General features: G+C 69.8%; 12 protein-coding genes and 3 pseudogenes. 10 read left to right on the top strand and 5 right to left on the bottom strand.

All coding sequences use genetic code 11. From position 1 onward, the window contains the following. Window positions 1-597 (top strand): annotated as a pseudogene (locus tag AOQ53_RS25210) (hypothetical protein); the annotation flags it as partial. A gap of 5 nt (window positions 598-602) precedes the next feature. After that, on the top strand, window positions 603-2,228 hold the full coding sequence (locus AOQ53_RS25205; RefSeq protein WP_059420643.1) for an ABC transporter substrate-binding protein: 1,626 nt from the start codon (window positions 603-605) through the stop codon (window positions 2,226-2,228). Window positions 2,229-2,264: 36 nt separating this feature from the next. Here the strand turns inward: AOQ53_RS25205 and AOQ53_RS25200 are convergent, their stop codons facing one another. Beyond that, on the bottom strand, window positions 2,265-2,621 hold the full coding sequence (locus tag AOQ53_RS25200) for a PRC-barrel domain-containing protein (protein WP_059420641.1): 357 nt from the start codon (window positions 2,619-2,621) through the stop codon (window positions 2,265-2,267). Window positions 2,622-3,171: 550 nt separating this feature from the next. Here AOQ53_RS25200 and AOQ53_RS25195 point away from each other — a divergent pair. The 5 genes from AOQ53_RS25195 to AOQ53_RS25175 all read left to right on the top strand — a co-directional run bounded on the left by AOQ53_RS25195 (window position 3,172) and on the right by AOQ53_RS25175 (window position 7,525). Further along, complete coding sequence (locus AOQ53_RS25195) at window positions 3,172-4,386, top strand: ice-binding family protein (RefSeq protein ID WP_456293496.1); 1,215 nt, start codon at window positions 3,172-3,174, stop codon at window positions 4,384-4,386. Between the two features lie 223 nt (window positions 4,387-4,609). Then, window positions 4,610-5,242, top strand: a complete 633-nt coding sequence (locus AOQ53_RS25190; protein ID WP_059420639.1) for a DUF5819 family protein — start codon at window positions 4,610-4,612, stop codon at window positions 5,240-5,242. Then, the gene (locus AOQ53_RS25185) at window positions 5,232-6,377 is read left to right on the top strand and encodes an HTTM domain-containing protein (RefSeq protein ID WP_059420637.1); all 1,146 of its coding nucleotides are present in this window, start codon (window positions 5,232-5,234) and stop codon (window positions 6,375-6,377) included. Before AOQ53_RS25190 ends, AOQ53_RS25185 begins: the two co-directional genes overlap by 11 nt. Before the next feature lie 99 nt (window positions 6,378-6,476). After that, the gene (locus AOQ53_RS25180; protein WP_059420636.1) at window positions 6,477-6,812 is read left to right on the top strand and encodes an ArsR/SmtB family transcription factor; all 336 of its coding nucleotides are present in this window, start codon (window positions 6,477-6,479) and stop codon (window positions 6,810-6,812) included. After that, window positions 6,812-7,525 (top strand): cation transporter, encoded by a 714-nt coding sequence (locus AOQ53_RS25175; protein WP_456293495.1) that lies wholly within the window; start codon window positions 6,812-6,814, stop codon window positions 7,523-7,525. Before AOQ53_RS25180 ends, AOQ53_RS25175 begins: the two co-directional genes overlap by 1 nt. Window positions 7,526-7,565: 40 nt before the next feature. Here the strand turns inward: AOQ53_RS25175 and AOQ53_RS25170 are convergent, their stop codons facing one another. Further along, window positions 7,566-7,973 carry an ArsI/CadI family heavy metal resistance metalloenzyme gene (locus AOQ53_RS25170; protein ID WP_059420632.1) on the bottom strand — a complete coding sequence of 136 codons (408 nt, stop codon included), beginning with the start codon at window positions 7,971-7,973 and terminating at the stop codon, window positions 7,566-7,568. Between the two features lie 28 nt (window positions 7,974-8,001). Further along, window positions 8,002-9,381: an NAD(P)-binding domain-containing protein gene (locus tag AOQ53_RS25165; RefSeq protein WP_408055182.1), complete on the bottom strand. Its 1,380-nt coding sequence runs from the start codon at window positions 9,379-9,381 to the stop codon at window positions 8,002-8,004. 138 nt (window positions 9,382-9,519) lie between these two features. Between AOQ53_RS25165 and AOQ53_RS25160 the strand changes: the two genes are divergently transcribed. Beyond that, entirely contained in the window at window positions 9,520-9,897 is a 378-nt protein-coding gene (locus tag AOQ53_RS25160; protein WP_059420630.1) for an ArsR/SmtB family transcription factor, read from the top strand. A gap of 11 nt (window positions 9,898-9,908) precedes the next feature. Here AOQ53_RS25160 and AOQ53_RS46540 read toward each other — a convergent pair. Beyond that, window positions 9,909-10,065 (bottom strand): annotated as a pseudogene (locus AOQ53_RS46540) (pyridine nucleotide-disulfide oxidoreductase); the annotation flags it as partial. Between the two features lie 227 nt (window positions 10,066-10,292). Then, a pseudogene (gene arsB / locus AOQ53_RS25155) lies at window positions 10,293-11,233 on the bottom strand (ACR3 family arsenite efflux transporter); the annotation flags it as partial. Between the two features lie 53 nt (window positions 11,234-11,286). Between arsB and AOQ53_RS25150 the strand changes: the two are divergent. Together AOQ53_RS25150 and AOQ53_RS25145 are read left to right on the top strand one after the other, a co-directional pair. After that, the gene (locus AOQ53_RS25150; RefSeq protein WP_059420628.1) at window positions 11,287-11,571 is read left to right on the top strand and encodes a hypothetical protein; all 285 of its coding nucleotides are present in this window, start codon (window positions 11,287-11,289) and stop codon (window positions 11,569-11,571) included. Next, window positions 11,553-11,966 (top strand): DNA-binding protein, encoded by a 414-nt coding sequence (locus AOQ53_RS25145; protein ID WP_059420625.1) that lies wholly within the window; start codon window positions 11,553-11,555, stop codon window positions 11,964-11,966. Before AOQ53_RS25150 ends, AOQ53_RS25145 begins: the two co-directional genes overlap by 19 nt. The last annotated feature ends 83 nt before the right edge of the window (window positions 11,967-12,049 follow it).

Raw genomic sequence — 12,049 nt, 5'->3', positions numbered from 1 at the left:
GGCCAGGGGGGTGGGGGCTCGGGCGGCGGTGTGCCGGGCGACGGGGCGCCGGACCGCGGGGGGCCCGGCGACGGGGTGCCGGGCGGCGGTGCCTCGCGCGGCCGCGCACCGCACTACCGGGACCCGGGCGACGGAACCCCGGGCGAGGGCGCCTTCCGCTCCCTCACCGCCCACCGCATGAACCACCACCTGGTCTCCGGCGGTGTGGACGACGTCGTCAGCCACCTCGCCGCCACACTCCCCGGCCGCCCCCGCGAGTGGTGCGCGGAGCTCCTGGAGATCGCCCAGGCGCCGTACCCGGGCGGGGCGGACGCCCGGCGGGACCGGGCCCAGGGCCTGGTGCCGGTGGACGGCCCACCGCTGCGCCGCACCGTCGACCAGCTGCTGCACGCGGTGTGGCTGTGCGAGGAGCGGACCAGACCGACCGGCAAGGAGACCGCCCGCACCCTCGCCAAGCTGCTGGACCTCCTCTCGATCATGGACTTCGAGGGCGCGGGCCTGCTCAGCAGGACGGCGACGGACTGGAGCGGCCTCGCGGAGAACGAACAGCCCCTGCTGCGCTGCACCTGCACCGAACAGCTCCGGAGAAGGAGATAACGGGCATGCCCAGATGGCGGAAGATCCTCTTCTCACTGTCGGTCGTGATAGGTGGCGCGGCAGCCCTCGTGTTCGCCTACTTGCTCCTCACCAAGCCGGACACCTGCGCGGACGGCGTGGAGCGGATCGACGGCGAGTGCATCGGCGTCAACGGCGAGGGCTACGACTTCGGCACCCCGGAGATCACCGACGTGGCCCGGGCCATCGCACACGAGAACCGGAGCATAGAGAAGCAGAACCAGCCGTACGTCACGGTCGCGATGATGCTGCCGCTCCAGTCGGACCGGGAGGCCCTGCGCCGGCAGATGCGCAGCGACCTCCAAGGCGCGTACCTGGGACAGCGCCAGGCCAACGCGGGCGAGGGAGAACTCCCGAAGATCCGGCTGGTACTGGCCAACCCCGGGCAGGACTACGGCCGTCAGTCGAAGGTCGTCGACACCCTGCTGCGGATGGCCGCCTCGCCCGAGGACCGGCTGCGCGCGGTCACCGGCTTCAACCTGAGCCTCGCCGCCACGGAGGCGGCCGTGGCCCGCCTGACGGAGAACAAGATCCCGGTGCTCGCGGCCCGGATCAGCGGAGACCGGATCGCCAACGAGGACCGGCCGGACGGAATGGCGAAGGTCCGCTTCCCGGGCCTGGCCCGCATTCTCCCCACCAACCACGACGCGGCCCAGGCCCTGGCCAACTTCAACGGCGAACGCGGCCGCCAGAACCTGAGGACGGTCCTGGTCTTCGACAAACGTCCGGACGGCTACAACGAGTCGCTGGCGAAGGCCTTCAGCAGGATCGAGGAGAAGGGCCCGGCCGGCCCCGCGGCGATGTCCTTCGAGTCCCCGTCGATCGACGAGGCTGGCTCGACCGGCAACCAGTTCACCCAGACGGCCAACAACATCTGCGACTCCCGGGCCGACACGATCTACTTCGCGGGCCGCACCCTCCACCTGCGGATCTTCGCGCTGAAGCTCGCCGAGGTGGGCTGCAAGGACCGCCACTACACCATCGTCAGCGGCTCCGACGCGGCCTCGCTGCGGCAGGACATGACGGAGAAGGACTGGGCCAGGCTCCGCGGCGACGACGGCAGGGCGAAGGTGACGGTGCAGTACGCGGCCCCCGCCCATCCCGACGCCTGGGCGACGGAACTGACGGCCTGGACGAAGAAGTACACGGCAGCCCACGACCGCAAGCCGGCCGACCAGGACCTCCCCCAGTACCTGACCGAACCGAAAGCGGCCCTGGACACCCTCAGGCAGCAGATCGGCGCGACCCGGCGCGAGGGCATAAAGCTGGGCTCCACCCCGAACCTGGAGGACTCCCGGACGATGCTCGTCCACGACGGCCTCATCACCATCGGCAAGGCCCTGCACCAGGCCCAGAAGAACGACCCGGAATCGGTCCCCACCCGCGAGGACGTGGGCCGTCAGTGGTCGCTCCTCCAGTCCCGCCACCGAGTCCAGGGCACCAGCGGCCTGATCTGCCTGACCACAGGCGGCAACGCCTACGACAAACCGGCCGCGATAGTCGAACTGGACCCGGGCCGAAAGGGCCCCGGCACCCTGAAGTTCGTCGGCCTGGGCTGGCCGACGGGCAAGCCGCAACCGAAGAACTGCGTGATTCCCAGCAGCACTTCCTGAGGACCGCGCAGCGCCGGCCAGGCGGTCACCGGGTGGTCAGCGGCGTGCGAGTTGCCGCTCGCCGCCCGCGCCCGTCTGGTAGGGCATGTCGTAGTGCTGGAAGATCGCTCGCTCCGACTCGGCGGGCAGGATGTCGTCCATGCCGACCGAGGGCGCCTTCTTCACCAGCGACTTGGTGTAGGAGACCTTGACGTAGCCGGGCCCGACGATTGCCTCGTCGAGGGGTACGAAGGCCAGGTGGTGGCGGGTGGGGAGTCCGGTGCGGACCGTGGCCATGGCCGGTTCGTCGGTGGTGGTGTCGACGTAGACCGCTTCGAGTACGCCGATCTTGTGGCCCTTCGGGTCGACGACGCTGCGGTTGCGCCACTCGCGGATGTCGGCGGAATGGATCATGGCCTGCCTCCTGCCGTTGATCCGGGCCGGTGCGAGCCGCCCCCGGCGGGCCGTCGCGGCCCGCTGAGCCCGGTAGCCCGTTGCCCTCCAGCCTATCGGGCAACCCCCGCATTGCGTCCTCGCACGGTGACGGTATCGAGGGTGACGGTGACATCTCCGGCCGGGGGGCTGCCGACGGACCCGCTCACTCGAATTCGAAGTATTTTCGTAGCGCTGTGCGCCGTTCGAATGATCGGAAATTCTCCCGTCTTGTTCAAGTCGGTTACTAGGATATTTCTGCGTAATATGCGGCGGCAGTAACAGCAACAAGGCTTCCCGGGTGATCGGTAGGGCCCGGTATGCCACGGCACCGACAGGAAATGGCCTTTCGATGAAGCTGAAGATCCCTCGAACAGCTCACCGCCGTACTTTGTCCGGTTTGCTGGCCTCGGCTCTTGCCGCGACGGTTGCCGCCGTGATGGTGGCCCTGACGCCGACTCAGGCGCTGGCCATCGCTACGCCCGTACCTTTGGGCACGGCCGCGAGTTTCTCGGTTCTCGCAGGTGCGGGAGTGACCAACACCGGGCCCACGGTGATCGGCCAGGACCTCGGCACGCACCCGACTCCGTCCATCACCGGATTCCCGCCCGGGATCGTACTCGGCGCCGTGCACGCTGCGGACGCTGTCGCACTTCAGGCCAAGTCCGACCTGGTCACGGCGTACAACCAGGCGGCCGGCCAGGCCACGGACTTTGCACTCCCGGCGGCCATCGGCAATGGACAGACGCTGCTTCCGGGCGTCCACACCGCTGTCTCCGGTGTCGGGCTCACCGGCAACCTGACCCTGGACGCCGGGGGCAATCCGAACGCCGTCTGGGTGTTCCAGATTCCTGAAGCCCTGACGACGGCATCCAACAGCAGCGTGACCCTCACGAACGGCGCCTCGCCGTGCAATGTGTACTGGCAGGTCGGCAGTTCGGCCACCCTCGGTACCACCTCCACCTTCGTGGGCACCATCATGGCTCTGACCTCGATCAGCGTCACCACGGGGACGACCATCGAGGGCCGGGCGCTGGCCCGTAACGGCTCCGTGACGCTCGACAGCAACAGGATCTTCCTCAGCGGGTGCGAGACCTCCACCAATGGTGGAACGACGACCGGCGGAACCAGCACGGGCACGACCGGCGGCGGCGGGCTGATCACTGGCGGCATCGTCACGGGTGGCCTGACCGGACCCATCGTCAGCACCGCCGCCACCTCCGGCAACGTCGCCGGCAACACGTCCGGAAACACCGCGGGCAACACCGCAGGGAACGTCGGGAACTCCGCGGGCAACACGTCCGGGAACACCGCCGGCAACACCGCGGGGAACGTCGCGGGCAGCACCGCAGGGAACACTGTCGGCGGGGGCGGCGGCGACGGGCACGACCATGGTCCGGGCCGCCCGGGCCGCCCGGACCACGGCGGCGAGCCTGGAAGGCCGGACCACGGTGGCAAGCCTGGGAAGCCGGACCACGGCGGCAAGCCTGGGAAGCCGGACCACGGTGGCGAGCCTGGAAGGCCGGACCATGGTGGCGAGCCTGGGAAGCCGGACCACGGCGGCAAGCCTGGAAGGCCGGACCATGGTGGCGAGCCTGGGAAGCCGGACCACGGCGGCAAGCCGGACTCCGGATCCGCCTCCCACCCCGTCAGGTCCGACCATGGCAAGCAGTCCGAGGGGCACTTCGGCTACGACGAGATGCCCAAGGGCTACAAGGTCGACGACTCCAAGCGCCACGAGGGCTAGCAGCCCACCGCGGCCGGTCCGCTGACCGGATGAAGGCGCGCGGCGGAGTACTTCTCGAGCCCGCCGCGCGCCGTCAGCGGTAGTCAGCGGAAAACGCCAGGCGCGAGCAGCAGCTGATATGAGAAAGACAGGGTAGGCGGTGTCGAGCGGAATTGACTCAGCGGCCGTGGAGGAAATCCAGCACTCCGGTTCCGGTCCAATCACGCAGTCATGTCCTGACGCCATGGCCGCGGCCCTGAAACCACCGGGAAGTGTGCGTGCACTGAAAGCCGGGCTGTGCGCCGCCGTGGTCCTTTGTCTGGTGACGAGTGTCGTCCACGTGCTTATGGTGTTCCTTCATGTGGCACCCGCCAACAGCGTCTCCAAGAGATACAGCCCGCAGATCACTGCATGGGTGTACCCCTACTTCGAACAGAATTGGCGGCTTTTCGCCCCGGACCCCGATTCCGTCAACCGGCAGATCCTCGTGAGAACCGCGCACACCCGCTCCGACGGATCGGCTCAGGTGAGTTCCTGGTTCGACCTGACCGCCGTGGACAGTTCCGCAGTCGAGCACCATGTGTTCCCCAGCCACACGGCACAGAACATGTTGCGCCGTGCCTGGGGCGGCTACGTCGACTCGCACGGAGGAGACGACACGGCGCGCACGGAACGCGCCGTGATGATGCGGAAGTACCTGAGCAACATCGCCGCGGACCGCGTCGCCGCCCACAACGGCGGCAGTTTCGACTTCGTTCAGCTCCGCGTCGTCACGCTGCCCGTCGCCGCGCCGGGCCCCGCGGTCGGCGATCGCCCGCCGACGCCGGTCGAGAGCCGGCTTCTGCCCTGGTGGAAGGTGACCCGCCATGCCCAATGAGGCGCAGAAGACCGCGCCCTCCGGCGCCGACCGGTGGCTCGTCGAGCGGATCACCGCCGCGTGGGAGCTCCTGACCGGCCGGCCGGTGTCTCTGTACGCCGCGTCGGTGCTGCGCATCGGCTACGGACTGCTCTACCTGATCTTCCTGCTGCGTGAGTTCCCGCACCGGGACGAGATCTGGGGGCCCGGCTCTCCGTGGACGCCCGGACTGGCTCACCAGCTCTTCGAGCAGACCGGGTGGAACAGCGTCCTGACCCTGTCCGGCAGCCGCGCCTACTTCGAGCTCTGCTACGTGCTGGCTCTCGTCACGTCCGCACTGTTCATGCTGGGCTGGCGGACCCGCGTCACGTCCGTCCTCTTCGCCGTCGTGGTGACCTCGTTCCATGCCCGGTCGATCTTCATGACGGACGGGGGCGACAACCTGGTCCTGCTGATGTCCCTCTACCTCGTCCTCACCGCGTGCGGCCGGCGATGGTCCCTCGACGCGCGCAGAGACCGGCTGAAGGCGCTTCGGAAGGGCAGCACGCCGGAACCGCCGAGGAGCCTCTTCGCGCGGCAACTCCGCGAGGCCCGAACCGCCTTGGTCACGGCGGTGCACAACTGCGGCATGTTCGTCATCGCGGCGCAGGTCTGTCTTCTCTACGGATCGGCCGGCCTGTACAAGGTCCAGGGCCCTTCCTGGGGCAGCGGCACCGCTCTCCACTACGCCCTGAACCTCGAACTCTTCCGGCCCTGGCCCGCGCTCTCGCACTTCGTGGACCAGTACACGCTCGTGATCGCCATCGCCGGTTACATGGCCGTGCTCTTGCAGGTTGCCTTCCCGTTCGTGCTCTTCAGCAGGCTCAAGTACCCCGTTCTCACCCTGCTGCTGGGCATGCACATCGGCATCGCCGTGCTCCTGGGCCTGCCTCTCTTCTCCGGCGCCATGATCATCGCGGACGCCGTGTTCCTTCCCGACCGCTTCTACGCCTTCCTGCCCCGCCTCTGCCGACGCCTGCTGCGGAGGACGGACAGCCGGCGGCCGGCACCAGGACGAGCGGAGGGCTCCGGAACCGTACCTGCGCAAGGCGGGCCCGGCGACGCACTCGGCTCGGAGCAACCCGGCTCGAAGCATCGAGTCCCTCAGGCCCCTTGAAAGGTGCTGACGGTTGCCCGTGCAGGATGGCCGGTGTCGGCAGCCGTCAACCGATGGTCCATGGTTTCCTGAATTCAGGAAACGATGTACTCTCGCGCTGTGCTGACTGTTGCCCCCGACATCGAAGTGCTGGCCCGCTTCGGCCGCGCGCTCGCCGATCCGATCCGTTGCCGCATCCTGCTCGCGCTGCGCGAGGCCCCGGCCTACCCCGCCGATCTCGCCGACGCCCTCGGTATCTCGCGCACCCGGCTCTCCAACCACCTCGCCTGCCTGCGCGACTGCGGACTGGTCGTCACCGTGCCCGATGGCCGCCGCACCCGCTACGAACTGGCCGACGAGCGCCTCGGGCACGCGCTGGACGACCTGCGTGCGGCCGTGGTGGCTGTCGAGACCGACCGCACCTGTGCGGAGGCCGACGACAAGGGATGCTGCTGATGACCGCGATATCCCTGGGACCCTCCCCGGCCCGCCGAGACGTGCTCGCCCGCCGGATCCGTCTGCTGGTCGCGGCGACGATCACCTACAACGTCATCGAGGCGATCGTCGCCATCACGGCCGGCACCCTCGCCTCCTCGACCGCCCTGATCGGCTTCGGCCTGGACTCGGTCGTCGAGGTCTCCTCCGCCGCTGCGGTGGCCTGGCAGTTCTCCGCCCGTGAGCACGCCGTGCGCGAGGCGCGGGAGAGGACGACCCTGCGGATCATCGCGCTGTCGTTCTTCGCGCTCGCCGCCTACGTCGCTGTCGACGCCGTCCGTGCGCTGACCGGAACGGGGGAGGCGGAGCGTTCCATCCTCGGCATCGTGCTCGCCGCCCTCTCCCTCGCGGTCATGCCGTTCCTGTCGGCAGCCCAACGCCGCGCGGGCCGTGAACTGGGCTCCGCCAGCGCGGTCGCCGACTCCAAGCAGACCCTGCTGTGCACGTACCTCTCGGCCGTGCTCCTGGTCGGCCTGGGCCTCAACGCGACCCTGGGCTGGTCGTGGGCCGATCCCATCGCCGCCCTCGTCATCGCGGCCATCGCCGTCAAGGAGGGCCGGGACGCCTGGCAGGGCAAGGGTTGCTGCGCGCCCTCGGCTGTTGCGGCCCCGGACATCAATGCTGAGGCGGACGGGGCGTGCGGCTGCCGCCCAGGCTGCGATTGCTGTAGCTGACCCCGTACCGGTCACGGCCTGGAGGCCGGTCATCGGCGGATCAGCAGCAACCGTCCCCGACGGCCGGTTCCTTCGAGCCGGCGTCGGCCTTGACGACATACACCTCCCAGGGTTCCCGGCCGGGGCCGTGGACCCAGACCTTGTCCTGGAGGGCGTAACAACACGTGGTGTCGTTCTCCACGTCGGTGGACAGGCCCGCCTCGCCCAGGCGGGCGGTGGCGGCGTGCACCGCCTCGGTCGTCCCGACCTCCACGCCGAGGTGGTCCATGCGGGTCGCCTCACCTGCAGTGCCTTCGATGAGAACGAGCTTCAGCGGGGGCTCGGCGATGGCGAAGTTGGCGTAGCCGTCGCGGAGTTTGGCGGGCTCGGTGCCGAAGAGCTTCGTGTAGAAGGCGACGGACTCGGCGAGGTCGGGGACGCGGAGGGCGAGCTGTACACGGGACGTCATGGCGAACCTCCTGGAATGGATGGGGACTTCAGCAGCCGCCGGAGGCGGTGGCCGGGGCGCCGGTGCCGATCTGCAAGGTGGCCGGGGTGGCGCAGCAGCCTCCGTCCTCGGCCGGGGCGGCGTCGGGCTCGTCGAACAGACCGGCCCCGCCGCACACACCCGTCTCCGGCAGGGTCAGCTCGACGCGTTCGGCGGCCTCACGGTCTCCGGCGATCGCGGCGGTGACGGAGCGGACCTGCTCGTAGCCGGTCATCGCGAGGAACGTGGGCGCGCGGCCGTAGGACTTCATGCCGACCAGGTAGACGCCCTGCTCCGGGTGGGAGAGCTCGTTCACGCCGTGCGGGTAGATGGTGCCGCAGGAGTGGACGTTGGGGTCGATGAGCGGGGCCAGGGCGGTGGGCGCCTGGAGGCGGTCGTCGAGGCCCAGGCGGAGCTCGGAGAGGAAGGACAGGTCCGGGCGGAGACCGGTCAGGACGATGACCTCGTCGACCGGGTCGAGGCGGCGCCCGTCCTCGGCGACCAGGACCAGCCGGTCACCGTCCCGTTCGACGGCCTGCGTACGGAACCCGGTGACCGCGCTCGCGTGGCCATCCTCCACCGCGGCCTTGGCGCGCAGGCCGAGGGCGCCGCGAGCGGGCAGTTGGTCGGACTCGCCGCCGCCGAACGTCGAGCCGGTGATGCCGCGGCGCAGGATCCACACCGCGTGCGTGCCCGGCTCCTCCGCTGCCAGGTCGGCGAGGGCGGCGAGGGCGGTGAAGGCGGAGGCGCCGGAACCGGCCACGGCGGTGCACCGGCCCGCGTACCGGGCACGGACGGTCGGGTCGCCCAGGTCGGGGACGCGGTAGGAGACGTGTGCGGCGGCGGCCTTCTCGCCGAGGGCGGGCAGACCGTCGGCACCCAGCGGACTGGGGGCGGACCACGTACCCGAGGCGTCGATGACCGCGCGGGCGCTGATCCGTTCCTCGCGGCCGTCGGCCCGCAGGATGTGCACGGCGAAGGGCTGCTCGTCGCGGCCGGAGTCGACGATGCGGTCGCGGCCGGCGCGGGCGACGCCGGTCACGGTGGCGCCGTAGCGGACCTTGTCGCCGAGGACGTCGGCGAGGGGCTGGAGGTAGTTCTCGGCCCAGTCGCCGCCGGTGGGGTACGCGGAGCTGTCGGGGCGGGTCCAGCCGGTCGGGGCGAGGAGCTTCTCCGCGGCCGGGTCGGTGACCTCCGACCAGGTCGAGAACAGCCGCACGTGTGCCCAGCCGCGTACGGCAGTGCCGGCCGACGGCCCGGTTTCCAGGACCAGCGGTTCAAGGCCGTGCTCGACGAGACGGGCCGCGGCGGCCAGGCCGACCGGGCCGGCTCCGATGACCACGACGGGCAGCTGGTCGGTGGTGGGCTTGCTGCTGATCGACACGGCCACGAGGTTCCCCTTTGATTCGACATCTGTCGATGGCTTGTGTGGCCAGCATGGCACCTGATTCGACGGACGTCAACATAGACATCTATCTAATCAGCAGGGCTCTGGTCCCGTTGGTTCGACGCATGTCAACATAGATGTATGTCGAATACGCAGGCGCTGCCGCTGCTGGAAACCGATGTCCCCGAGGCCGTGGCGCCGTGCTGCCCGCCCCTCACCGAGCGCCCGTTCACCGCTGAGGAGGCCGAAACGGCCGCGCGGATGTTCAAGGCCCTGGGGGATCCGGTGCGGCTGCGGCTGTTCTCGGCGGTGGCCTCACACGAGGGCGGCGAGGCGTGCGTGTGCGACATCTCCGACGTCGGCGTCTCGCAGCCGACCGTCTCCCACCACCTGAAAAAGCTGAAGGAGGCCGGGCTGCTGACCTCCGAGCGGCGCGGCACCTGGGTCTACTACCGCGTCGAGCCGTCCGTGCTGGCCGCGATGGGCAAGCTGCTGACCAGCACGTCGGCCGTGGCCTGACCGCCCTGCGCGAGCAGGCCGGCGATCTCCCGGGCTGCGTCCCGGGCAGGCCGTCCGACGCCGATGGGCGTGGCGGAGGGGGCCGGCCCAGTCGCCGCAGCCCGGCAGGTGCGGGCGCCGCTCGGCCACCGCGCGGGTGCCCTTGACGGCGATGTGACCGCGGCGCCCCGCGGCTGGAGCGGGGCGGCGACAGGGCCGGCCGTCGATGTCGTCGGCCAGGGACGGAGAAGTCACGTCGAGGCGGCGCAGGCGGCAGCCGGCGGCGAGCCCGGACCGGCCGCCGCCGACGATCACCACCTGCGGGTCCCGGACGGCCGTCACGAGGTCCGCACCATGCCGGCTGGGACGGCGCAGCCGGTGGCTCCGCACTGGGCGCCGCTGTGCAGTCCAGCCTGTCAGCTCTCCCGCGGTGCTGCCGTCAGTTGCCGCCTGGCGCTGAACTTCCGCCGCCAGGCCAGCGAGACATAGACGAGCGCCACCAGGACCGGCACCTCGATCAGCGGCCCGACCACGCCCGACAGCGCCTGACCGGACGTCACACCGAAGGTGGCGACGGCGACCGCGATGGCCAGCTCGAAGTTGTTGCCGGCCGCCGTGAAGGCGAGGGTCGCGGTGCGGTCGTAGGCGAGGCCGATGACCTTGCCCAGGGCGAAGGTGCCGAACCACATCACCGCGAAGTACACCAGCAGCGGCAGTGCGATGCGGGCCACGTCCAGCGGCTGCGAGGTGATGGTCTTCCCCTGGAGGGCGAAGAGGACGACGATCGTGAAGAGCAGGCCGTACAGCGCCCACGGGCCGATCTTCGGAAGGAAGCCGGACTCGTACTTCTCGCGGCCCAGCTTCTGCTCGCCGACGCGGCGGGTGAGGAAGCCGGCCAGCAGTGGGATGCCGAGGAAGATGACGACGTTCAGGGCGATCTTCCACATGGAGATGTCGAGGTGCTCGCCGTCGCCGAGGTTCAGCCAGCCCGGCAGCAGGTCGAGGTAGAACCAGCCGAGCAGGCCGAACGCCAGTACCTGGAAGACCGAGTGCAGCGCGACCAGGACCGCTGCCGCTTCGCGATCGCCGCAGGCGAGGTCGTTCCAGATGATGACCATCGCGATGCAGCGGGCGAGGCCGACGATGATCAGGCCGGTGCGGTACTCGGGCAGGTCCGGCAGGAAGATCCAGGCGAGCGCGAACATGACCGCCGGGCCGACGAGCCAGTTGACGACCAGCGACGAGACCATGAGCCTCTTGTCACCGGTGACGGCGTCGAGCTTGTCGTAGCGGACCTTGGCCAGCACCGGGTACATCATGATCAGCAGGCGATGGCGATCGGCGGGGAGATGCCGCCGGCGGGTGCTGCCCCCCGGGCCGAATTCCTACTTCTTTGATAATGTCGGTCCCGTGAGCGAGATTCCTTACAGCGTCGGTGAAGGGCCAGCCACCAGGGTCAGCCTCTCCCTCCCCGAGGGGACGGCGGAGGCGATCCGCCGACGGGTCGGCAAGCGTGAGTTCTCCGCGTTCATCACCGAAGCGGTGGAGCGCGAACTGCGCGGTCAGATCCTGGATGAGTACCTGGCCGACTACGAACGCCGAAAGGGGCCGATCTCCGAGCAAGAGCAGGAGCGGGCACGCCGGGTCTTCGACGAGGTGTTCGCCGAGGAGGGGCAGTGGCCCGCCGCAAGCTGAGCCACGAAGGCACCCTCGTTCTCGACTGCGAGGGCCTGTCGAAGTTCGTCAGCGATCACGAGCCCGTCGTCGCCCTCATCGCCGAAGCCCGCAAGCGGGGGATGGAGGTGGTCATCAGCGCACTCACCATCATCGAATCGGTGCATCGCCGGACCGACAAGGCGCGGCTCGCCTGGGTCCTGTCCGGCGTGCGGATCGTGCACATCGGCGACGAGGAGGCGAAGGCCGCCTCAGCCATGCTGATCAACGCTGGGCTGCATGGTCACAAATACGCCATCGACGCTGCCGTGGCCGAGACGGCGCTGCGTCAGCGCCGCCCGGTCGTCATGCTCACCTCGGACATCGACGACATGACGAAGCTCTGCGGCGACAGAGTGCGCCTCGTCGCCGTGTAGTCGACGCCCAAGACCCGAACGCCGGGGACGGAAGGTCGGCCCATACCTCCTTGTCCGAGCGCGGCGGGGCCGGTGGAGCAGTC

Source organism: Streptomyces azureus (genome assembly GCF_001270025.1).
Lineage (GTDB): Bacteria > Actinomycetota > Actinomycetes > Streptomycetales > Streptomycetaceae > Streptomyces > Streptomyces azureus.
This window is presented reverse-complemented; position numbering and strand designations above follow the sequence as displayed.